General features: G+C 64.4%; 19 protein-coding genes. 11 read left to right on the top strand and 8 right to left on the bottom strand.

Translation table 11 applies throughout. The features are described 5' to 3' along the window. Positions 1–16: 16 nt before the first annotated feature. From FNV92_RS17855 to pncA, 4 genes are all read right to left on the bottom strand, one after another. Positions 17–832: a sugar phosphate isomerase/epimerase family protein gene (locus FNV92_RS17855; RefSeq protein ID WP_143845445.1), complete on the bottom strand. Its 816-nt coding sequence runs from the start codon at positions 830–832 to the stop codon at positions 17–19. A gap of 493 nt (positions 833–1,325) precedes the next feature. Next, positions 1,326–3,359 carry an NAD(+) synthase gene (locus FNV92_RS17850; protein ID WP_143845448.1) on the bottom strand — a complete coding sequence of 678 codons (2,034 nt, stop codon included), beginning with the start codon at positions 3,357–3,359 and terminating at the stop codon, positions 1,326–1,328. Between the two features lie 152 nt (positions 3,360–3,511). Then, the gene (locus FNV92_RS17845; protein WP_143845449.1) at positions 3,512–4,627 is read right to left on the bottom strand and encodes an alpha/beta fold hydrolase; all 1,116 of its coding nucleotides are present in this window, start codon (positions 4,625–4,627) and stop codon (positions 3,512–3,514) included. Positions 4,628–4,643: 16 nt separating this feature from the next. Next, the gene (gene pncA / locus FNV92_RS17840) at positions 4,644–5,282 is read right to left on the bottom strand and encodes a bifunctional nicotinamidase/pyrazinamidase (protein ID WP_143845451.1); all 639 of its coding nucleotides are present in this window, start codon (positions 5,280–5,282) and stop codon (positions 4,644–4,646) included. 262 nt (positions 5,283–5,544) lie between these two features. On the opposite strand from pncA, the gene glk reads away from it, so the two are divergent. Then, on the top strand, positions 5,545–6,516 hold the full coding sequence (glk, locus tag FNV92_RS17835; RefSeq protein ID WP_143845453.1) for a glucokinase: 972 nt from the start codon (positions 5,545–5,547) through the stop codon (positions 6,514–6,516). A gap of 130 nt (positions 6,517–6,646) precedes the next feature. Next, positions 6,647–6,850 (top strand): hypothetical protein, encoded by a 204-nt coding sequence (locus FNV92_RS17830; RefSeq protein ID WP_143845455.1) that lies wholly within the window; start codon positions 6,647–6,649, stop codon positions 6,848–6,850. 170 nt (positions 6,851–7,020) lie between these two features. On the opposite strand, the gene FNV92_RS17825 is transcribed toward FNV92_RS17830, so the two are convergent. Together FNV92_RS17825 and FNV92_RS17820 are read right to left on the bottom strand one after the other, a co-directional pair. Next, the gene (locus FNV92_RS17825; RefSeq protein WP_015686050.1) at positions 7,021–7,401 is read right to left on the bottom strand and encodes a response regulator; all 381 of its coding nucleotides are present in this window, start codon (positions 7,399–7,401) and stop codon (positions 7,021–7,023) included. Between the two features lie 111 nt (positions 7,402–7,512). Continuing rightward, positions 7,513–8,322: a Spy/CpxP family protein refolding chaperone gene (locus tag FNV92_RS17820; RefSeq protein ID WP_143845457.1), complete on the bottom strand. Its 810-nt coding sequence runs from the start codon at positions 8,320–8,322 to the stop codon at positions 7,513–7,515. A gap of 489 nt (positions 8,323–8,811) precedes the next feature. On the opposite strand from FNV92_RS17820, the gene FNV92_RS17815 reads away from it, so the two are divergent. From FNV92_RS17815 to FNV92_RS17790, 6 genes are all read left to right on the top strand, one after another. Next, complete coding sequence (locus FNV92_RS17815; RefSeq protein WP_041748307.1) at positions 8,812–10,152, top strand: ABC transporter substrate-binding protein; 1,341 nt, start codon at positions 8,812–8,814, stop codon at positions 10,150–10,152. Positions 10,153–10,279: 127 nt separating this feature from the next. Then, positions 10,280–11,218, top strand: a complete 939-nt coding sequence (locus FNV92_RS17810) for a carbohydrate ABC transporter permease (protein ID WP_015686047.1) — start codon at positions 10,280–10,282, stop codon at positions 11,216–11,218. Beyond that, positions 11,218–12,123 carry a carbohydrate ABC transporter permease gene (locus FNV92_RS17805; RefSeq protein WP_015686046.1) on the top strand — a complete coding sequence of 302 codons (906 nt, stop codon included), beginning with the start codon at positions 11,218–11,220 and terminating at the stop codon, positions 12,121–12,123. The genes FNV92_RS17810 and FNV92_RS17805 overlap by 1 nt, the downstream gene beginning before the upstream one ends. A gap of 6 nt (positions 12,124–12,129) precedes the next feature. Then, positions 12,130–13,230 carry an ABC transporter ATP-binding protein gene (locus FNV92_RS17800; protein ID WP_143845459.1) on the top strand — a complete coding sequence of 367 codons (1,101 nt, stop codon included), beginning with the start codon at positions 12,130–12,132 and terminating at the stop codon, positions 13,228–13,230. 35 nt (positions 13,231–13,265) lie between these two features. Beyond that, on the top strand, positions 13,266–14,255 hold the full coding sequence (locus FNV92_RS17795) for a hydroxyacid dehydrogenase (protein ID WP_143845461.1): 990 nt from the start codon (positions 13,266–13,268) through the stop codon (positions 14,253–14,255). Between the two features lie 166 nt (positions 14,256–14,421). Beyond that, on the top strand, positions 14,422–14,913 hold the full coding sequence (locus FNV92_RS17790; protein WP_168213663.1) for a hypothetical protein: 492 nt from the start codon (positions 14,422–14,424) through the stop codon (positions 14,911–14,913). A 3-nt stretch (positions 14,914–14,916) separates the two neighbouring features. Here FNV92_RS17790 and FNV92_RS17785 read toward each other — a convergent pair whose 3' ends face one another. Next, positions 14,917–15,414 (bottom strand): DUF1993 domain-containing protein, encoded by a 498-nt coding sequence (locus tag FNV92_RS17785; RefSeq protein WP_143846289.1) that lies wholly within the window; start codon positions 15,412–15,414, stop codon positions 14,917–14,919. A 127-nt stretch (positions 15,415–15,541) separates the two neighbouring features. On the opposite strand from FNV92_RS17785, the gene FNV92_RS17780 reads away from it, so the two are divergent. Further along, complete coding sequence (locus FNV92_RS17780; RefSeq protein ID WP_015686041.1) at positions 15,542–16,321, top strand: transporter substrate-binding domain-containing protein; 780 nt, start codon at positions 15,542–15,544, stop codon at positions 16,319–16,321. A gap of 170 nt (positions 16,322–16,491) precedes the next feature. Next, the gene (locus tag FNV92_RS17775; protein ID WP_143845463.1) at positions 16,492–17,376 is read left to right on the top strand and encodes a DUF2147 domain-containing protein; all 885 of its coding nucleotides are present in this window, start codon (positions 16,492–16,494) and stop codon (positions 17,374–17,376) included. A gap of 1 nt (position 17,377) precedes the next feature. Here the strand turns inward: FNV92_RS17775 and FNV92_RS17770 are convergent, their stop codons facing one another. After that, entirely contained in the window at positions 17,378–18,070 is a 693-nt protein-coding gene (locus FNV92_RS17770) for a GntR family transcriptional regulator (RefSeq protein ID WP_015686039.1), read from the bottom strand. 123 nt (positions 18,071–18,193) lie between these two features. Here FNV92_RS17770 and FNV92_RS17765 point away from each other — a divergent pair, with 123 nt between their 5' ends. Next, positions 18,194–21,580, top strand: a complete 3,387-nt coding sequence (locus FNV92_RS17765) for a molybdopterin-dependent oxidoreductase (RefSeq protein WP_143845465.1) — start codon at positions 18,194–18,196, stop codon at positions 21,578–21,580. Positions 21,581–21,618: the final 38 nt, after the last annotated feature.

Raw genomic sequence — 21,618 nt, 5'->3', positions numbered from 1 at the left:
CGCTCTGTGATGGCGGTTATTCGGCGAGCCCGAGCGCGGCCAGATGGGCTGCGCCGGTGCGGACGTCGTCGTGATTGCGGAGCTCGAGGATCAACCGCGGATTCGAGGTGAGCCGGCCGAGCGCACGGAACACGGCAACCCAGGGGATGTTGCCCTCGCCCGGCGCCCAGTGCCGGTCGGCGAAACCGTCGGTGTCCTGCAGATGAACATGCGTCAGCATGTCCCCTGCGGTCTCGACGTAATAGTCGACCGGCGGCGCGCCGGTGGAGATGTGGGCGTAATTGGCGTGACCGGTGTCGAGGGAGACGCGGACCTTGGCGCTTTCAAGCGCCTTGGCGAGGCGCACGCGGTCGCGCGGGTCCCTGTCTTCGATGTTCTCGATGACGACCTCGCAGCCGATCGTCTCGGCACGCGCGATGACTTCGGCAAGCGTCGCCTTGACACGTTCGACGAGATTGCCGCGGTTGTCCGGATAGAGATCGAGGTTGTTGTGGTCCCAGGTCGTGAACGGGGAATGGATCACCATCTGCGTCGCGCCGAGGAATTCGGCTGCATCGAGGCCCTGCAGCAGGCGCTTGGTCACCGCCTGGCGGATCATCGGATCGTGGCTGTCGATCTTGAAGCCCCAGAACGGACCGTGGATGCCGAGGCGGCCGGTATGGCCCGAGAGCATCTGCTTGATCTCGCTGGCCGCGCTGCGCCAGTCGCCGTCGAGCAGATCGGCGCGGAAGAAATCCTGGATTTCGAGGTCGCGCTGCCGTTCGAGAAGCCAATCGCGGTGGGCGGGGATGGATTTGATGGACAGTGCGGCGCCCAACACCGGCTTCGACATGGCTTGCTCCTTGGCTGTCGACGATGACAAGGGCAGCGCTAGACCAGTTCAATGACAGGCCCGTGAAATGCCGGTTCCGAAACGTCGAGCAGATGTGGACATCCTGTCGATCGCGTGCATCGATTTCAGGCAGCCGCGCGCGCAAGCGGTGCAGACGTATGCGTCAGCGCGCGAGTCCAAGCACGTTTGTGTCCGTAGTGATCCGGAATGGAATCCTAACCATACTTCGCGTACATCGCACCCATCGATCGGCGGCCTTCCAAGGGCATCACCTTCTGATCGGGCTGCATGGGGTTGGGGGACCACATGGGGCGGGGGATCAAAGGCTGGGGCAAGGTTACGAGGTCCGGACTCCTAGGCACTCCGGACCTCGAACTTTCCAGATTGAACGCGATTTCGCGCCGCCGGCACCCGCCGCGCGGCGCGAAGTTTTTCTGGACCGCTTGATCAGGCGCGCAGCGCCCCATCAATCTTGCCGATCAGTACTCCCCGATCACTTCGGAACATTCCGCTCGAGATCCTCGAGCCACGCCGCCGCGCTCGAATCCGACGGCGCACGCCAGTCACCGCGCGGCGACAACGAGCCACCGGCCGAAACCTTCGGCCCGTTCGGCATCGCCGAGCGCTTGAACTGGCTGAACGCGAAGAAGCGGCGCAGGAACACCTCCAGCCAGCGGCGGATCTCGGCAAGATCATAGGCCCTGCGCTTGTCGTTCGGGAACGCCGGAGGCCACTCGCCCTTGGCGACGTCCTTCCAGGCGTGCTGCGCCATGAAGGCGATCTTGGATGGGCGCATGCCAAAGCGCAGCGTGTAGAACAGGTTGAAATCCTGCAGCTCGTAGGGGCCGACCGAGGCTTCCGTGCTCTGCGGCTTTTCGCCCGGCTCGACAGGAACCAGTTCGGGCGAGATTTCGGCCGACAGGATCAAGGACAGCGTGCGGTTGACGTCGTCGCCGAACTGTTTCGAGGCGATCACCCAGCGGATCAGATGCTGGATCAGCGTCTTCGGCACCCCAGCGTTGACATTATAGTGCGCCATCTGGTCGCCGACGCCATAGGTGCACCAGCCGAGCGCCAGCTCGGAGAGATCGCCGGTGCCGATGACGATGCCACCATGATGGTTGGCGAGCCGGAACAGATAGTCCGTGCGCAAGCCTGCCTGCACGTTCTCGAAGGTCACATCGTAAACCTTCTCACCACTGCCGAAGGGATGGCCGATGTCCTTCAGCATCTGGGTCGCCGTGGTGCGGATATCGAGTTCCTGCCAATTCGTCTGCAACGCCTTCATCAGCGCCAGCGCATTGGTCTTGCTCTCGCTGCCGGTGGCGAAGCCCGGCATGGTGTAGGCAAGGATGTTCTCGCGCGGCAGCCCGAGCAGGTCGACCGCCTTGGCGGCGACGATGAGCGCATGGGTGGAGTCAAGCCCGCCCGACACGCCGATGACGACACGCTTGGTGCCGGTCGCGCGCATGCGCTGCACGAGGCCGGCCACCTGGATGTTGTAGGCCTCATAGCAATCCTGTTCGAGCAGGCTTTCGTCGCTCGGCACGAACGGGAAGCGCTCGATCTTGCGCAGGAAACCGATGTCGCCGGCCGGCGGCTTCAGCGCAAACGTGACCTTGCGGAAAAACGCCTCGCGCTGCCGGCGGTTGTCGTCGAACGTACCCATCAACGCACGCTCCTGCCTGAGCAAGTCGAGGTCGACGTCGGCGAGCGTGATCTGGCCGCCCTGGCGGAACCGCTCGCCCTCGGCCAGCAGAGCTCCGTTTTCGTAGATCGAGGTCTGGCCGTCCCAGGCCAGATCCGTGGTCGATTCCCCTGCCCCAGCCGCCGAATACACATAGGCCGCAAGGCAGCGCGCCGAGGTCGACTGGCACAGCAGTGCGCGCGCGCGTGCCCGGCCGATCGTGATCGGGCTGCCCGAGAGATTGATCAGCACGCTGGCGCCAGCAAGCGCGAGCTCGGAAGCCGGCGTCACCGGGATCCACATGTCCTCGCAGATCTCGACGCCGATGGTCAGGCCCGGAACGTCCTCGGCCGCGAACAGCAGGTCGACGCCGAACGGCGCATGCAGCCCGCCGAAGGCGATGGTCTCCCCGGCGATGCCGGCGCCGGAGGCGAAATGGCGTCCCTCGTAGAATTCGCGATAGGTCGGCAAATAGCTCTTGGGCACGACGCCGAGGACGGCGCCGCGATGAACGACGACAGCGCAATTGTAGATGCGGGCCCCAAAACGCAGCGGCGCACCGACGATCAGCACGGTCATCAGCGTCGAGGAAGCCTCGACGATCGCGGCGAGCCCGCGCTCGACCGCATCGAGCAGCGGGTCCTGCTTCACGAGGTCTTCGATGGCGTAACCGGACAGGCACAGCTCGGGAAACACCGCGACCGCCACCGATTGCTCGTGGCAGGCATTGGCCGCCGCCAGGATCGCCTTGGCGTTGGCCGTGGGATCGGCCACATGCGAGGTGGTGACACAGGCCGCCACGCGCGCAAACCCGTGGGCGTAAATCGAGTGAAAACTCATCGAGCGCAGGACCCTCAATCTCTTCGCGGCCGGCCGTGGTCGGGCGACCGCAAGCACAGCCTATATGTAACCCATCGCCGTGACCCCGTGCAGGCCATCCGGCATCATGCATAACGGATTTGCAGCTTCGCCGGCCTTGCGCCTCGACCGCGTCAGGCGCTGCGGACCAGCATGCCGGGCAGATCGTCGCGCAGCCACTTGGCGATCCGGGGCCATGCATGTGCGTGGGTCCGCGCGCCCATGAACAGGCCGAGATGATTGCTCGGCTCGGAGGCCGCCGTGACAAAGGCCGGCGGCGTCCCGAGGAGATCGGCTGTGGCGAGCGCCTGCGCGGCCGGCACCACGTCGTCGTCGAGCCCGGCCAGCAGGAAGACCGGCGCCGTGACGTCCCTCAGATCGATCTGGCGGCCGAGAGCGACGAAGCTGCCGCCGGCGATCCGGTTCTCCCGGAAAATCCAGTTGACGATCTGGAGATAGTAAGTGCCGGGCAGATTGAGCGTCTCCATATTCCAGCGGTCGAACCGCGCGAGCAATGCCGCGCCCTCCTCGTCCGAGAGGTCCTTCTGCAATGCAGCCGCGATATCGTCTCGGCTCGGCGGCTTCGACCAGAACCGCAGCATTTCGTCGCCACTGACATTGCCGCCGCCGCGCGCGACGAGCTGGTCGTAGACCATTTCCGGTGCGCTGCGAGCCAGCTGGGAGAGCGCGGACTCGATCGAGAGATCGACGGGCGCGCCAACCAGCACCAGCCGCCGCACCTTGGCGGGAAAGCGCGCGGCGTAGAGCAGCGACAGCCACCCGCCCTGGCACAAACCGACGAGATCAACCGGCACGCCGATTTCGTCGATGGCGACGTTGAGATCGCCGAGATAGCTGTCGATCGAGAGGTGGCGCATGTCCGGCGTGGCAGAGCGCCAGTCGGTGAGATAGACCCGGTCGACGCCGCCGTCCTGCAGGGACTGCACCACGCTGTGGCCGGGCGCGAAGTCGGCGATGACGGCCCGATGCAACGCGTAGGGCGCGCAGATCAGCGCCGGTTGGCCCGATCGCCCCCGCGTACAATCGCGCAGGCGCATCGTAGCGAGTTCCAGCGCGACGGCGTTGGGCGTCGTCCACGACACGCCGCTCTCGTCCTGCTCCGGCGGACCGCGCTCCAGCCACCAGAAGCACGAGTCCATCGCGAGCCGCGCCGCCGCAAACGGCCAAAGCAGCGGGTCATCCGGAGCGCGCCCCGGTCCGCCTGGCTGTTTGCCGGCCTTCTCCACCATGGCTATCTCGCGATGCTCACAGGAACGCCTCGAAGCTGATCACGGAAATGCCGCGCTCCTCGAAGCTCCGATGGGTGGCTGCGACGGAACCGTCGAGATCGATGCCGCGGCAGGCGTCCTCGATAACGGCAACCTCGAACCCCGCCTTGCGGGCGTCTTCCGCCGAGAAGCGGACACAGAAGTCGAGCGCCAGACCGGCGAGGAAAACGGTCTTCAGCTCCCGTTCGCGCAAATAGCCGAGCAGCCCCGTCGGCGTCCGGTGGTCGTTCTCGAACAGTGCGGAGTACGAATCGATCCCGCGGCGAAAGCCCTTGCGGACCACCATGCTTGCCCCGGTGAGGTCGAGATCCCCGTGGAATTCGGCGCCGGGGGTGCCCTGCACGCAGTGCGCCGGCCATAGCACTTGCGTGCCGTAATCGAGCTCGATGGTCTGGAACGGCTGCTTGCCCGCATGGTTCGGCGCGAACGAGACATGGTCGCGCGGATGCCAGTCCTGAGTCAGCACGACATTGGCGAATTTCTGGGCGATCCGGTTGATGGCCGGGACGACCTTCTCGCCGCCGGGCACGGCGAGCGCGCCCCCGGAGCAGAAGTCGTTCTGCACGTCGATCACCAGCAGCACGTCACGGTCGGAAATCTTCATCACGGGCCCCATCCTGGCCGTCCGGCACGAGCCGCGCCGGACGCTCGTCTCCAGTGTCGATCTTCCCGCCCGGCTTCGCAACCACCGAACACAGGCGGCGATATGGCTCGATATGGCGCGCCCATCCCCTATTGGATGCAACGGTTTGGCCTCGTCCGTGTTGACTAGGCACAATCAAGCGAGGATTCTCGCGACCGTCCGGAGACTGCGGATCGGATCAGGAGTGGAGGCAGAGGTTCCCGACGGCCGGCAAGGCCGCGGCAGCCACGGGGTCATGAGTATCGACAAGACAGGACACATTCTTCTCGCCGATATCGGCGGCACGAACGCGCGGTTCGCGCTGAGCCATGGCGACGAGACCGGCCCCATTGACTATGTGAAGGTCGCAGACTTCCCCACGGTCCGGGAAGCCATTACCGATGTTCTTGCGCGCCGGTCTGGTGCCGGACGGCCCAGCAGAGCCGTGCTGGCCGTCGCAGGTCCGGTCACGAACAACCGCTGCGTCATGACCAACAGCCCCTGGGTCATCGACGGCAACGAACTACAACCGGCCCTCGGCTTCGACAGCGTGCACGTCCTCAACGATTTCGAGGTGGTGGCCTGGTCGCTGCCCGCCCTGAAGCCCGCCGACCTGATCCCACTCGGCGGCGGGGAAGGCCTTCCCGGAGAACCGTTGCTGGTGGTCGGGCCCGGAACCGGCTTCGGCGTCTCCTGTCTGGTCGAGCGCCATGGTGCCCGGCTGGCTGTCGTCACCGAGGCCGGACACGCGACCCTGCCCGCGGAGAACGAGCGCGAGGAGCGCGTCATCGCGTGCCTGCGCAAACGCCTCGGTCATGTCTCGATCGAGCGCGGTGCGCTGTCCGGCTCCGGCCTGCAAAGCCTCTACGAGGCGCTGGCGGAGATCGACGGCGCCCAGGTTCCGCACCGCGACGCAGCCGCCATCACCAAGGCGGCCCTGGAGGGAAGTTGCGCCCTCAGCCGCACGACGCTGGAGATGTTCTGCGCCATCCTCGGCTCGGTCGCGGGCAATCTCGCGGTAACCTTTGGTGCGCGTGGCGGTGTCTATATCGCCGGTGGAATCGCGCCGCGCTTTCCGGATTTCCTTGCAGCCTCGGCGTTCCGCGCGCGCTTCGAAGCCAAGGGCCGCTTCCAGGATTACCTGCGTAACATCCCGACCCGGCTGGTCACGAGACCCGATGCAAGCTTCCTCGGCCTCAAGATGTTCGCCGACCACAATCCCGATTGAGGCGCACGCCGGTTCCAGTCATGCACAGCTGATTGCAGTCGCCCCCGGTTCCACGCACGATCGTGCTTGCCCGATCGTTTCGGATGAGAAACAATTCAACCAGTGTGTGGCGTAGTTGCGGGGGCGTGACATGCGTAAGCAAGACATTGGGTTCGACTATCACCGCTATCACCGTCTGCTGCTCGAGGCAGACGACGAGGGCAAGCGGATGGCACTGATCGAGCTGCTCATCGAGGAAAAGGCGCGCGACCGGCTGGCCGCGCAGCGCGCTTCGGACCGCGCTGCGATGACGGCCCATACCATCGCCAACGTGCTGAGGAACGGTCGCAACTGAGGCTCGCGGGACCGGCCGCGCTACGCCGCCCTGATCTGAGGCTGCGGCGCAACTGCCCTGAACTCATTGGCCGCCCTGAAGGCGGCCAATTTCGTTGACGATGTCGGCGCGGCAACTCTGCCGTCGCCCGGCACGGACCCTCGCCGTCGCTCAGCCTGGCGCCTTCGCCATCACTCAGAGGGCACCCTGGCGATCACATCTGGAAACAGCGTGTCGATGATCGCCTTGAGCTGGTCGAGGGAAATCGGCTTACGCAGGATCGGCCTGCGCCGGAGCAAGGACGGCAGCAGCTCCGGCCCGTAGCCGGTGGCGAACAGAAACGGCTTTCCGCGGCGCTCGATCAGGTCGGCAACGGGATCGACGTAGAGCCCCATCAGGTTGATGTCGAGGATCGCGAAATCGTATTGCGCGGTCATCGCGAAGGCGCTGGCGTCACGGACATTGTCCGCTTCGGCGACGACATGGTGGCCGAGCTCCGCGACCATGTCAGCCATCATCATCCGGATCAACGCTTCGTCTTCGACCAGGAAAACGGAGAGCCCGCCCGCCATATCAACCCCGCAATCAGCTTGCGAAGCTAATCATACCTCAGCTGCAGAGAGCATTCACGAATTCGTGGCAGGCGCCGTTAATTCAGACGACCGCAATCCGGTTCAACTTGATCAATCCAGCCCGCGCTCGTGGCTGAGCCGCACCATCTCTTGGATGAAAACCTGCTTCTGCTTGTCGTCGAGGCTCGAGTAAAGCGGCTCGGCGGCATCCGCAACATTGCGCTGGTCGGCGGCGCGGTCGATCAGGAACTGCGACTCGTTGCGCATCTGCTCGATGATGTCATCCGGCGGATCGCGCTTGGCGCGGGCAACCCGCAGGTTGAGCCGCTCTGCACCATTGTGCCCCAGGTAGTGCATCGCGCTCGAGAAGCCGAACCAGTGCTTCTCCTGATCGGGGGTGAGGTTCAATTCCGTCTTGATCCGCTCGATATAGGAATCGCTGTTGGCGACGATCTGCTCAGCACTCTGTTGCGGCGTGCCAGTCTGGGTGAGGACGGTGACGTCCTTGTTGTTCTTGTTATCCTGTGGCGTGTTCTTGGCTTCCTTGCTCGCCTTGGCACCCTTGCCCGCCTTGGCGGTCTCCTTGGCGCTCTTGGCGTCCTTGTCCTTGCCGGCGCCTGGCTGCTTTGAATCCTTGCTGGCGTCCTTGCTCGTATCTTTGGCGGGCGGCGGCGCCTGATTGTTGTTATTGTTGACGCCGAGCACGCCGGTGAAGACGCCGACCACGCCGCCAATCGCACCGCCGAGCACGCCACCGACGGGACCGGCGGCCTTGTTGCCGGCCGCGGCGCCGTCCTGAACACCTTTGACCAGGCCTTGTGCACGCGCGACCGCGGCTGCGCCGAGCAGCAATGTGAGTATGCAGCCCAGCGCGAGCCATCGCCGCAAGTGAAGCCGTGCGGGCGGTGCCGGGTTGGTCATTCTGGTCTCCATCGTCCATCCGATTGTTCTGGCGGGGTGGAAAGCCACCGGCCGGTTGCAACTCTACCGTTTTCGCCACGCCGGGGTCTAGGCGCGGAGGAGTGCTGTCCACGTCCGAAAACTCATTCGCAGGAAGCGGTTATGCAGGCTTATTCGAAACTGCGGCGTAATTGCGCACGTCAGGTGCAACACGCCCTGCCAGAAGTGTGCGTCGCAAAATCGTTTGCGGAGGTTCACGCCGGTACGCGAGCTCTGCCGCACTCCCGGCCACAACGTTAGTTCTATACGAAGCGCGTTCGGCTTCCTCGACAGACGCGATCAATCATGATCTGATCGCGCTACCAATTTGCTGCGCCTCGCGCGATTTGCCGCGCGGTGACGGCATCGACAAGAAACGGCACGAAGAAACGCCAACAACAAAAGCAACAAGCAAACTCGGGAAGTCAAAGGAAACGCCAGAACAATAAAACACCCAAGCGAGGAAACGAGATGTCACGCAAAACACTGACGCGACGTCAATTTGTGGCTGCCACTGCAATGTCCTCCACGGCGCTGATCGCGGCGCCCTACGTCCGGGGCGCCTACGCCGCCGGCAAACTCTCGATCGGCTTCTGGGACCATTGGGTGCCAGGTGCCAACAAGGCCTCCACCGACCTCGTCAACGAATGGGCGGCCAAGGAGAAGGTCGAGGTCTCGATCGACTACATCACCAGCAACAACAAGAAGATCGAACTGACCGCCGCAGCCGAGGCCCAGGCCAAGTCCGGTCACGACATTCTCCAGATGCCATCATGGTGGCCGCAGGCCTATGCCGAGCAACTCGAGCCGCTCAACGATGTGATGGAGCCGCTCATCAAGCAGAACGGCGAGGTCAACGGCACCGTCAAATATCTCGGCCAGTCCGGCGGCAAATGGCTCGCGGTCCCCGCGACGCCGGGCAGTCAGATCAAGGGCCCCTGCTCCCGCATCGACCTGATGAAGAAATATGCCAACATCGACGTTCAGGAGATGTACCCGGCAGGAAGCCCGCCCAAAGCCGACAACTGGAACATGGAGACATTTCTGAAGGCGGCGGAAGCCTGCCACAAGGCTGGCTTTCCGTTCGGCATCGGCTTGGGCGAGACCACCGACAGCGTCGACACGGCCGGGGCGATCTTCCAGTCGTTCGGGGCCGACCTCGTCAATGCCAAGGGCGATATCACCGTGAAGACGGACGCGGTGCGACAAGCTCTGGAATACTACAAGAAGCTGATTTCCTTCCTGCCTCCCGACGCGCCGTCCTGGGACGATGCCTCCAACAACAAATGGCTGGTCTCCGGCAAGGGTGCGCTCATCATGAACCCGCCCAGCGCCTGGGCCGTCGCCAAGCGCGACGCGCCGCAGGTGGCCGAGCAGTGCTGGACGCACGGCTTCCCTTCCGGCCCGAAAGGACGTTTCGCACCCTACCTGCCCTATTTCTGGGGTGTCTGGAGCTTCGGCAAGAACAAGGAAGCGGCCAAGAGCCTGCTCACGCATCTGTCGCAACCGTCGTCGATCGAGAAGTTCGTCGCGGTGAGCGGCGGTTACGATCTCCCGGCCTATGCGAACACGACCAAGTTGAAGACCTGGGCCGAAGAAGGGCCGCCCAAGGGTACGCTCTTCCACTATCCGGACCCGTATAAGCAGCAGACGCTGTCGATCGCCGCATCGCCTGCGCCGCCCAAGATCGCGCAGCAGATCTACTTCCAGGCGACGTTGACCAAACTGGCCCTGCGTCACGCACAAGGCGAGAAGATGGAAACCGCGCTCGCCTGGGCCGAGGGCGAGTGCGAAGGCTTCATGCGGAGCTGATGCCGGGTGTGTGCCTTGGCGGTTCGCGCATGCTCGCGTGAGCCGCCGGGGCTGCGCTCCTATCTCGACTGGAGCCGACCGTTGCGCCGGCTTCGCCTCTCCACATCCTTCGAAAAAGGCTGACGTAATGGCCGATATCGTCGTTGAGCAAGGTCGCCTCGCCCGTGCTGCCGGCCCGCGCAAGCGGGCCAGTCTGCAAAATGCACTCGGGCGCAAATCGACCGTGGCGTTCTTCCTGACGCTGCCGCTGATCCTCCTGATCGCGATGCTCGTGCTTTATCCAGCGCTCTACTCTGTCCACCTGGCGACCCTCAACAAGTCGATGCAGAAGTTCGTGGGCTTCGACAACTTCACCTTCCTGTTCAAGCGCGAGACGTTCTGGATGGTGGTGAAGCAGTCCTGCATCTTCGCCATCACCGCCGTCATCTTCAAGGCGATGATCGGCTTCATCGTCGCACATCTCGTGCACAACATCCCGGCCAAGGGCCAGCGCAAATGGCGCGGCATGCTTCTGGTGCCCTGGGTGATACCGCCTGCGATGAGCACGCTCGCATGGCTCTGGCTGTTCGATCCGTCCTACAGCGCCTTCAACTACACGCTCTCGTTCTTCGGCATCGGTCCCATTCCCTGGCTCGGCGATGCCTTCTGGGCGCGCTTCTCCATCATTCTCGTCAATGTCTGGTACGGGGCGCCGTTCTTCATGATCATGTATCTGGCGGCGCTGAAGTCGGTGCCCGACCAGCTCTACGAGGCCGCCGCCATCGACGGCGCCAACTGGTGGCAGCGGATCTGGTTCATCACGCTGCCGATGATGCGCAACATCATCGCCATCACCACCTTGTTTTCGCTGATCGTGACGTTCGCCAATTTCGACATCGTGCGCATCCTGACATCCGGCGGCCCGCTGGACACGACGCATCTGTTCGCCACGTGGGCATTCCAGGTCGGCATCCAGAGCAGCGACATTCCGCTCGGCGCCTGCGTCTCGCTCTTCATGGTGCCGATCCTTGCCGTCGCAGCGATCTTCATCCTGCGCGATGTCTCCAAACGCGGGAACGAAGCCTGATGAGCACGCTTGCAATCGACAAGGCCGGGCCGCGCCGCAAACTGGGCAGCATGAGTCGGGATCGCACCTGGGCCCTGCGATGGTCCTATTTCTTTCTGGGGCTGTTTGCGATCTTCTCGCTCATCCCGCCGATCTACATGCTGATTACCTCCTTGAAAGGCAGCGCGGAGATTTCGGCCGCCACCAACCCCTGGTGGGTGTTTCACCCCACCTTGTCGAACTACGCCGAGCTTCTCACGTCCAGCCAGTTCCTGCGCTTCTTCTGGAATTCTGCGATCGTCTCGATCGTGGTCGTGACCATCACCATGCTGATCAGCATCCCTGCCGCCTTCGCATTGGCGCGGATGAAGTTCTGGGGATCAACGACGCTTGCGACCGGAGTCTTCCTCACCTACCTCATTCCGGACAGCCTCCTGTTCATTCCACTGTTCAAGATGCTTGCGGTCATCCAGGACTTCACCGGGATCCCCCTGCTCAACAGATGGTATGTGCTGCTGCTCATCTATCCGACGCTGACCGTACCGTTCTGCACCTGGATCATGATCGGCTATTTCGCCTCGATCCCGAAAGAACTCGACGAGGCCGCCATCATCGACGGCGCTTCCTGGCTCCAGACCTTGACGCGGATCTTCATCCCGGTTGCGCTTCCCGGCCTGATCGCGGCGACGATCTTCGCCTTCACCGTATCCTGGGCACAATTCCTCTATCCCCTGGTATTGACGACATCCGTCGACCAGTTCGTGCTTCCGGTCGGCATCACCAGCACGCTGATCAAGGGCGATGTCTTCAATTGGGGGCAGATCATGACCGGTGCACTGCTCGGCGCGGCCCCGCCGCTGATCATCTACGCCTTCCTGATGGACTATTACATTGCCGGCCTGACCGCCGGCGCGACAAAGGGTTGATATCGTATGGCCGAAGTTGCTCTGCGGAAAGTCATCAAGCGTTATGACGACGTCGAAGCCGTGCGCGGCATCGATCTCGACATTTCAGACCATGAGTTCATCGTGCTGGTCGGCCCCTCCGGCTGCGGCAAGTCGACGACGCTGCGGATGATCGCAGGACTAGAGGACATCACCGACGGCGACATCATGATCGGCGGCGACGTCGTCAACGACGTGCCGCCGAAGGACCGCGACATCGCGATGGTGTTCCAGAACTACGCGCTCTATCCGCACATGACGGTCGCGGAGAACATGTCGTTCGGACTGCGCCTGAAGCACTATCCGAAGGCCGAGATCAAGGCGCGGGTGACGGAAGCCGCCCGCCTGCTCGACATCACCGACCTGATCGACCGCAAGCCGAAGCAGTTGTCCGGCGGCCAGCGCCAGCGCGTCGCCATGGGCCGGGCCATCGTTCGCAACCCGAAGGTCTTCCTGTTCGACGAGCCGCTGTCCAATCTGGACGCCAAGCTGCGCGTGCAGATGCGGATCGAAATCAAGAAGGTGCACCAGAAGGTGCGCACCACCACCGTCTACGTCACCCACGACCAGGTCGAGGCGATGACGCTGGCCGATCGCGTGGTGGTGATGAACAAGGGGCGCATCGAGCAGATCGGGACACCGAACGAGCTCTATCACAAGCCCGCGACGCGCTTCGTCGCCGGCTTCATCGGTTCCCCCGCGATGAACTTCATCCCGTGCCGGCTCGAGGAGGCCGGCGGCACGCTTCAGATCCGCCTCTCCGACCGCATCGCCTTCCCGCTGCCGCCGGCCCGCGCGGCGCGCTACAACGCACTGCCGCGCACCGACAAGCTGCTGCTCGGCATCAGGCCCGAACATCTCACCGAGGCGCATGCGCACCTCGAGCCTGGCGAGGAAACCTTCGACACCGTGCTCGACGTCACCGAGCCGATGGGGATGGAGACGCTGGTCTATTTCGTTCTCGACGGCACCCCCGTCTGCGGCCGCGTCGATCCCAATGCCGGCGCTGCGGACGGGGCTCCCATGCGTTTGGCGATGGACCTCAACAACATGCACCTGCTAAACGAGGAGACCGGCGTCGTGTTGTGACGCCGGCTCAAGAAACTTGAAGCAGGCGGGGAGCGATGGCGACCAACAAGAAGAAGATTTTCGTTACACAAACTTTGTCGCAAGGGGCACGCGCCCTCCTCACCCAGCGGGACGATATCGAGCTCGTCGAGTTTCCGAACCTGATCTCGGCGAAGGACTTCGAGGCCTTGCTGAAGAGCCATGCGCCGGTCCATGGCGTCGCGCTCGGTGCCACCGCCTTCGGCGAGACCGAGCTCGAGGCATCCGGGGACATGAAGGTCGTCACCCGCATTGGCGTCGGCTACGACGCCGTCGACGTGCCCGCCCTCTCCCGCCGCAAGGTGCCGTTGATGGTCGCCGGCAGCGCGAACTCGCCTTCGGTCGCCGAGCAGGCACTGTTCATGATGCTGACGCTGGCCAAGCGCGCAAATGAGATGCACGCCTGCGTCAAGGACGGCAAATGGGCGGGCCGACTCGGCATGCTGCCGTTCGATCTCTACGGCAAGACGGTTCTGATCATCGGCTTCGGCCGCATCGGCACCCGCACCGCCAAGCGCTGCCAGGCGATGGAGATGAAGGTCGAGGTCTACGATCCCTACAAGCCCGCCGCCGAGATCAAGGCCGCCGGTTGCGAGCCGGTCGCCGATCTCGACGCCGCGCTGCCCAACGCCGATTTCGTTACCATCCACTGCCCAAAGACGCCGGAAACCATCGGCCTGTTCGACGCGGCGCGGATCGGCCGGATGAAGCCGAAATCCTATCTCATCAACACAGCGCGCGGCGGCATCGTGAAGGAAGCGGCACTGTACGACGCGCTGGTCTCCGGCAAGCTCGCCGGCGCCGGCATCGACGTGTTCGAGGTGGAGCCGCCGCCGGTCAGCAACCCGCTGTTCGCGCTGCCCAACGTGATCATGGCTCCGCATGTGGCCGGCGTTACCGTCGAGGCGGTCAGCCGCATGAGCGAGCAGACCGCGCGCAACATCCTGAGTGTGCTGGACGGCGATCCCATCCGGCAGAACATCATCAACCAGGACGTGCTAGGCTAAGGCAAACCCGAAGGCGGGCCCATCTGCCCGCCTTCGGAACGCCTGAATGCGTCCCATTTTGGTGCACATCGAGCCCAAACTCAGCCTTAATCAAACCCGCGTAATAAGCCCGGCCGCGGCGGCAGGGGACAGACTTGCCGGCCGCGTCGAGCTGGAGGATGGACCCTTGTCAGAGATCGACCCGACCGACCACGCGCTGGCGACCATCGCCAGCATCCTGGAGCACCCCGAGCCGGCTCTCGTCGTCCGCGAAACCGAAATCATCCGCGAGACCGAGTACGTCGTCGTCGGTGAGCAGCCGGCCGAAGAGCATGAAGAACATCATGCAGTCATCGACGAGCATCCCGTGGTGGTCGAAGAGCAGCCGCTGGTGCCGGAGCATATCGACGCCGACGGCTACAGCAAGGTCGGCCCCGGGCCGATGGTGGCGATCCGCCTGAAATGGACGGTCCATCGCGGCGACGACGACCAGTACTACGTCCACGAGACCATCGGCGAGCAATCCGCGCCCGTGATCAGCGGCCCGATGACGAGCGAAGCCGCCGTGCATTTCGTCGACGCGCACGAGCACGAAGCCCATCGGCGTTTCGAGCTGCTGCGCAGCGAGATCGCCGGCCGCAGCTCGCTCGCCGACTACGAGCGCAAGGGCGAAGCCTAGGGATCACTTCCTTCCCAGATAATCCTTCTTCGCGAGCTCGACGCCTGCGTGCCGCAACAGGTCGTAGGCTGTCGTGACGTGAAAAAAGAATTGCGGGACGCTGAAGGTCAGCAGCAGCGTCCGCCCGGTAAAGGGCAGCTCGGTCCCGTTCTTCAGCCTGAAGAAGACTTGCTGCTCCGCCGCGCCATCGATCGCGGCGCGCGGCAGGCTTTCGATGAACTCGATCGACGTCGCGATGCGCGCCTGAAGCCCGGCCATGTCGTGTTCCAGCGCCGGCAGCGCCACCGGCTCGCGCTCCGCCAGCAGGGCCGGCGCGACCGTTGCGTGGCGGCAGGCTTCGCCGATCTGCTGGGCCAGATCGTACATGTCCGGCGACAGCCGCATCCCCAGCAGAACGGCAGGATTGAACTTGCGGGCCTCGGCGTAGGCAACGCCCTTGTCGAGCAGTGCGGACAGGTTGCGCAGGTACGGCACGAAGAGGCCGACCGAGGCCTCGTACATCGAGATCGTCACGTCAAAATTCCTCTCAATTCCATCTCGCCAGCGGCTGGCGTCTGGTCTAAATCCACCTCTGACGAGCTGCAACAATGACAGCTCGCGCAGGGGTGGAAAAGAGATGATCGTTCGAATGCCTGTTCGAATTCTGGCGGCTTTGGCCGTGGCGTTGCTGGCAAACCTTTCGGCCCACGCACAGCAGGCGCCCTCGCGCCTCGACGAGATCATGAAGCGCGGCACGTTGCGCGTCGGCATGACCGGCGACTACAAGCCGTTCACCTATCTCGACAAGGCCACCCAGCAGTTCAGCGGCTTCGACGTCGACATGGCGGAAGCCCTCGGCAAGGCGCTCGGCGTCAAGGTCGAATTCGTACCGACGGCCTGGCCGAAGCTGATGAAGGATTTCGAGGCCGACCAGTTCGACATCGCCATGGGCGGCGTGTCGGTCACGCTCGACCGGCAGAAGAAAGGCTTCTTCTCGACGCCAATCATGCGCGAGGGCAAGACGCCGATCACGCGCTGCGCCGACGTCGGCAAATACCAGACGCTTCCCGACATCGACAAGAAGGGCACCCGGGTGATCGTCAATCCCGGCGGCACCAATGAGCGCTTTGCACGTGCAAACATCAAGGACGCCGACATCACCGTGTTCCCCGACAACACCGTGATCTTCGACGAGATCGCCAAGGGCAATGCCGACCTGATGATGACGGACGCCTCCGAAACCCGCTACCAGCAGAAGCAGCATTCCGGCGTGCTCTGTGCGGTGCATCCCGAAAAGCCGTTCGACTTCTCCGAGAAGGCCTATTGGCTCCAGCGCGACATGGCGCTGAAGGCCTTCGTCGACCAGTGGCTGCACATCTCCATGGAGGACGGCAGCTACAGGAAGATCTACGCCGCCTGGTTCGACTAGGCTGCGTCCTCCTGCCGCTTGCCCTGGCCAAACTTTGGACCCGCTCCGAGCGTATTGAACCCGGAACCACCGGAGGACGACTCATACGGACAACAGTGATCTAGATCACTTTTTGCGATCGGACCGGGGCGTAAGCGTCGGTGCGGGGACCACCTGTTCAGGAGATGGAAATGAGGAAGCTGTTGGCCGCGGCCGCATTCCTTTTGGCAAGCACAGCTGCCCAGGCGCAGTACACGTTCGAATATGGCGGGCGCACCATACGCATCGATCCAGACCGTGGCACGGTGCAGATCCCCGGCGTGTACGACAACACCGGCCAGGGCAAGGCGAAGAAGACCAAGAACGATGCCAAGGGTGCGCCGAAAGCGGACCCACAAGCACCTCAACAGGCCAAGGCCGATCCGCAGACACCGGCTGATCCCGTACCAGCACCCGCACCCGCACCTGCCGCTGCGGCTCCGGCGGCCGCGCAGCCCCCGGTCCAAGCGCCTGTGGCCGCGGCTCCGCCGGCGCCCCCGGCCGCGACTGCAAACACCCCGGCTCAAGACGCGCTTGTGCCACCGCCTCAACCGGCTCCAAGCGCTGCCCCGACGGTCGCCGCGGTGCCGCCCGCACCGCCTCCACCGCCAGCCCCCACAGTGGCCGCCGCGCCGCCGGCACCGCCCCCCGCTCCGGCACCTGCTGCTGCGCCCGCCCCGGTTCAGTCCGCCGCCGTCGCCCCGCCGGCGCCCGCAGCCGCACCGACGCGCGATCTCAACTCACCGCTCGGCATCTGGCTCACCGAGGAAAAGGAAGGCAAGGTCCGCATCGAGCAGTGCGGCAACAATCTCTGCGGCTATTCAGTCGACAGCAAATCGAACCAGAACGGCGAGCAGGTCCTGATCAACATGAAGCCCGGCAAGGAGCAGAAATGGTCCGGCCGCATCCTCGATCCCAACACCGGGTCGACCTACGATTCGACGATCGCGATGAAGGGCACGGATCGGCTCCGCGTGCAGGGCTGCGCCTTCGGCGGCATGTTCTGCGGCGGCCAGACCTGGACGCGGGTGAACTGAATCAGGTCGACGAGAGCTGCCGCTTGCGCGCGGCAGCGATCGGTTCACGGCCAGCTCCGACCTGGGCGAGCGCTTCGACGAAGATCGGTTCCCAGGCGCGGATGTGATGGCGCAGAAGATTGGTGAGCGCTTCTTCCTTGCCCGCGCTTGCCAGCTCGATGATCCGGAAGTGTTCGGGTGCAGAGTCATTCTGACGCGCGAGGCCCGCGCGTGAATTGATCCCGTACAGCCGCATCTGGTCACGCAATCCCATCACCATCTCGGTCAGGCGAGGATTATCGGCGGCGTCCGTCAGCAAGCGATGGAAGGTTCGGTCCGCCTCGATGTAGAGCCCGATATCCTCGGTCCTGACCGCGCGTGCGATGGCTTCGGCCCACGGATAAAGCTCACTCAGATCCTTGTCCGGCTTGCGCGCGACCAACGACGCGGCATGGAGCTCGAGCACGTCCCGCAGATCGAACAGATTGCGAAGCTCCGTCATGGTGGGCTCGACAACCCTGAACCCACGATTGCGGACGGGTTCGATCAGCCCGCTCCGGCTCAACTCCAGCAGGGCTTCCCGCACCGGCGTCGACGACACGCCAAGGCTCGCCGCCAAGGTCGGCACCGAATACATCGTGCCCGGCATGCTCTGACCAGAAATGATCTCCGCGCGCACCTGCTGCACGACCTGTTCGCGCAGATTCTGGTCCATGTCTCCTCCGACTCGCGACTGCCGCCCGATCTATCAGCACAGCTCAAAAAATGCACTTGACCAGAAAGATGCCGCCGTCCAGCATGTAGCGCGCTACTATAATGCGCTACTCTTGGGCTGTCCATGGCAGAACGCTATCCCGGCTATTGCACGCTCTGCCGTTCGCGGTGCGGTTCGACGACCGTGGTCGAGAACGGCCGCATGATCGCGGTCGAGAATGCGCCGGGGCACCCTACCGGCGGCGCGCTGTGCTCGAAGGGCCGCGCCGCGCCCGAGATGGTGCATAGCCCGCGCCGCCTGACTCACCCGCTCCGCCGCACGGCACCGCGCGATGCCGCCGACCCGGGCTGGGTCCGGATTTCGTGGGACGAGGCTCTCGGCGAGATCGTCGAGCAGCTCGGGCGGATCCGCGGCACCGCGGGCGCGGAAGCCGTTGCGTTCGCGGTCACGACGCCGAGCGGGACCCCCATGGTCGACAGTTTCGAATGGGTCGAGCGGTTCATCCGATGCTTCGGCAGTCCCAATCTGATCTATGCCGTCGAAGTCTGCGGCTGGCACAAGGATTTCGCCCACGCGCTCACGTTCGGCCGCGGCATCGGCTTTCCCGACTATGACAAGGCCGACGTGATCGTCCTCTGGGGACACAATCCTGCAAGGACCTGGCTTGCGCAGGCCACCCGCGTTGCGGACGCGCGCCGTCGCGGCGCGCGCGTGGCCGTCGTCGATCCCAAGCCGAATGGATCCGGACAGCAGGCCGATCTCTGGCTGCGTATCCGTCCCGGCGCTGACGGTGCGCTTGCGATGGCGGCGATCCGGCATCTTATTGCAACCGGCACGTACGATCAGGATTTCGTCACGCGCTGGACCAACGGCCCGTTTCTGGTCGACACGCACACCGGACGTTTCGTCCGGGCAACCGAGCTGTGGCCGGATCAGTCGCCGGACGCGCTCGTCGCGATCGATCAATCCGGCAAGGCGCGACCGCACGACCCGCGCGTCGAGGTGCTCGAACCGACCAATTGCGTCCTCGACGCGGAGGCAACGCTTGATGGCATCGGCGGACGCGTGATCGCCGCGAGAACCGCTTTCTCGCGGCTCGCCGCCGAGGCTGACTCCTACACGACGTCCAGCGTCGCCACGACCACCTGGCTCGACGAATCGAAAGTCGTCGCGTTCTGCGCACTGTTCGAGAACAGTCCGAAGCTCGCCTATCATTCGTGGACCGGCGTGGGTCAGCACACCAACGCGACCGCCACCGAGCGGGCCATTGCGACTCTCTACGCGCTCACCGGTGCCTGCGACCGGCCCGGCGGCAATGTCTGGCCAGTCCCGCCACCGACACGCGCGGTCAACGATATCAGCCTGCTGCCGCCGGGCCAGAAGGGGAAGGCGCTGGGCCTCGACGAGTTGCCGCTGGGACCGCCGAGCCGCGGGTGGATCACGGCGCGCGATTTCAGCCGCGCGGTGCTCGAGGGCGAGCCCTACCGCGTCAACGCGCTGATGAGCTTCGGCACCAACTTCGTGGTGTCGCAGGGACACTCCTCGCGCAATCGCGAGGCGCTGCGCGCGCTCGACTTCCATGTGCATGTCGACATGTTCATGAACCCGACTGCGGAGAATGCCGACATCGTGCTGCCGGCCGGCATGCCCTGGGAACGCGATGCGCTGAAGATCGGCTTCGAGATCACGCAGGAGGCCGTCGAGACGATCCAGTTCCGGCCGCAGATGCTGCCCCGGCACGGCGAGAGCAAGGCCGACTACGAGATCGTCGCGGAATTGGCCGTGCGCATGGGGATGGCGGAGCAATTCTTCGGGGGCGACATCCACGCCGGCTGGAATCATCAACTGGCGCCTCTCGGCATCACTGTCGACGACTTGCGTAAGCAGCCCGAGGGCATGCGCTGTCCTCAGCCGTTCCACCACGAAAAATACGCCGACAAGAAGGGCGATGGGACGATCGCCGGTTTCGCGACGCCGACGCAGCGCGTTGAGATCTATTCCGAGCTGATGCTCGACCATGGCTATGCGCCGCTCGCAGGCCACGTCGAACCGGCCGAGAGCCCGATGGCGACGAATTCGGGCAAGCGGTTTCCGCTGGTGCTGACGACCGCCAAGAGCGGCTGGTTCGTCCACAGCTCGCATCGGCACGTGGCATCGCTTCGCAAGAAAGCCCCCGACCCCGCCGTCGAGATCAGCACGACGCTCGCAACGCGGCAGGGCCTTGAAGACGGCGATTGGGCGATCGTCGAAACCCCATCCGGTCAAGTCAGACTCCGGGTCCGCCTGAACGACGCGCTCGACGACCGCGTCGTGCTGGCCGAGTTCGGCTGGTGGGAGGATTGTCCGCCGCTTGGACTCAACCTGACGCCGTCCGCCGGCGCCGCGACGTCGAACATGAACGACGCATTGAGCGACGCGTCGCGCGACCCGGTCAGCGGCTCGGTTCCTCTGCGCGCCACGCTCTGTGACATCAGGCGCGACCAGGCCGCAAACCGCGGGCGCTGGACCGGGCGGCGCACATTCTCAGTCGCGAGCGTCCGCCGCGAGGCCGATGACGTCGTCGCGATCGACCTTGCTCCGAAGGACGGCGATGCGCTTCCCGCGTACCGGCCGGGGCAGCACGTCCTGCTGAATTTGCCGGGCGTGAACATCGCCCGGGCCTACTCATTGACCGGGCACGGCGGCAACAACGTGCTGTCCGTCGCGGTCAAGAAGCAGCCTTCCGACAGCGGCCTTCATCTCTCCGAACACATTCATCGCCTCGCGATCGGCGACGAGGTCCAGCTCGAATCTCCCGGCGGGATCTTCACCCCGCCATTGCGTGGAGATCGACCTCTGATCTTTCTCGCCTCCGGCATCGGTATCACGCCATTCATGAGTCATCTGGAGGCGCTGCTGGCCATGGCACCGGCCGAGCGCGTCAAGGACGTCCTGCTGATCCACACCTGCCGCGACGGCAACGAGCATCCTTTCGCCGCGCGGCTTCGGGAGCTCCCGGCGCTGCTGCCGCAGTTGAAGCTCATTACGGCCTTTACGGCACCTCGCCCATCCGACCGGCTGCACGACAACTACGACCATGCCGGCCGGCTGGACCTGTCCGCGATCGATCCATTGCTCTCCAAAAGTCCCCTTGCCTATCTCTGCGGCTCGGCGGGCTTCACGTCTTCGACCGCCACGCAACTTGTCGAGCGCGGAGTTCCCCGCTTCGACATCTTTGCGGAAGCCTTCGTATCGCCGCCCGAAGTGCCTGCGACGCTGGAGCCGCAGACGGTTCACCTCGCCGGCAGCGACAGGAGTTTCGTCTGGTCGCCCGAACTGGGCACGCTGCTCGATGCCGCACACGCCGCGGGTGTGCCGCTGCCCAGCGGCTGCCGCGTCGGCCAGTGCGAGAGCTGCGCCATGCGCATCGTCGATGGTCGCGTCGCGCAGCTCGGCGGCGGCGACAGCTCGACCGAGCACTGCCTGACCTGCCAGGCGGTCCCGCTCTCCGAGCTCACGCTCGCGCTCTGACCACGCAGCATGACTTTCAACCACGACCAACACTGCAA

The sequence above is a fragment of the Bradyrhizobium cosmicum genome (assembly GCF_007290395.2).
Classification (GTDB): domain Bacteria; phylum Pseudomonadota; class Alphaproteobacteria; order Rhizobiales; family Xanthobacteraceae; genus Bradyrhizobium; species Bradyrhizobium cosmicum.
Note: the sequence above shows the minus strand (reverse complement) of the source record. Positions and strands in the feature narration are given on the sequence as shown.

Coding starts and splice junctions, on each gene's coding strand:
- FNV92_RS17810 (WP_015686047.1), top strand. CDS start 10,280: ATGGCCGATATCGTCGTTGAGCAAGGTCGCCTCGCCCGTGCTGCCGGC.
- FNV92_RS17845 (WP_143845449.1), bottom strand. CDS start 4,627: ATGGTGGAGAAGGCCGGCAAACAGCCAGGCGGACCGGGGCGCGCTCCG.
- FNV92_RS17770 (WP_015686039.1), bottom strand. CDS start 18,070: ATGGACCAGAATCTGCGCGAACAGGTCGTGCAGCAGGTGCGCGCGGAG.
- pncA (WP_143845451.1), bottom strand. CDS start 5,282: ATGGGGCCCGTGATGAAGATTTCCGACCGTGACGTGCTGCTGGTGATC.
- FNV92_RS17795 (WP_143845461.1), top strand. CDS start 13,266: ATGGCGACCAACAAGAAGAAGATTTTCGTTACACAAACTTTGTCGCAA.
- FNV92_RS17820 (WP_143845457.1), bottom strand. CDS start 8,322: ATGACCAACCCGGCACCGCCCGCACGGCTTCACTTGCGGCGATGGCTC.
- FNV92_RS17785 (WP_143846289.1), bottom strand. CDS start 15,414: ATGTACGAGGCCTCGGTCGGCCTCTTCGTGCCGTACCTGCGCAACCTG.
- FNV92_RS17815 (WP_041748307.1), top strand. CDS start 8,812: ATGTCACGCAAAACACTGACGCGACGTCAATTTGTGGCTGCCACTGCA.
- FNV92_RS17825 (WP_015686050.1), bottom strand. CDS start 7,401: ATGGCGGGCGGGCTCTCCGTTTTCCTGGTCGAAGACGAAGCGTTGATC.
- FNV92_RS17780 (WP_015686041.1), top strand. CDS start 15,542: ATGCCTGTTCGAATTCTGGCGGCTTTGGCCGTGGCGTTGCTGGCAAAC.
- FNV92_RS17805 (WP_015686046.1), top strand. CDS start 11,218: ATGAGCACGCTTGCAATCGACAAGGCCGGGCCGCGCCGCAAACTGGGC.
- FNV92_RS17765 (WP_143845465.1), top strand. CDS start 18,194: ATGGCAGAACGCTATCCCGGCTATTGCACGCTCTGCCGTTCGCGGTGC.
- FNV92_RS17850 (WP_143845448.1), bottom strand. CDS start 3,359: ATGAGTTTTCACTCGATTTACGCCCACGGGTTTGCGCGCGTGGCGGCC.
- FNV92_RS17830 (WP_143845455.1), top strand. CDS start 6,647: ATGCGTAAGCAAGACATTGGGTTCGACTATCACCGCTATCACCGTCTG.
- glk (WP_143845453.1), top strand. CDS start 5,545: ATGAGTATCGACAAGACAGGACACATTCTTCTCGCCGATATCGGCGGC.
- FNV92_RS17800 (WP_143845459.1), top strand. CDS start 12,130: ATGGCCGAAGTTGCTCTGCGGAAAGTCATCAAGCGTTATGACGACGTC.
- FNV92_RS17855 (WP_143845445.1), bottom strand. CDS start 832: ATGTCGAAGCCGGTGTTGGGCGCCGCACTGTCCATCAAATCCATCCCC.
- FNV92_RS17775 (WP_143845463.1), top strand. CDS start 16,492: ATGAGGAAGCTGTTGGCCGCGGCCGCATTCCTTTTGGCAAGCACAGCT.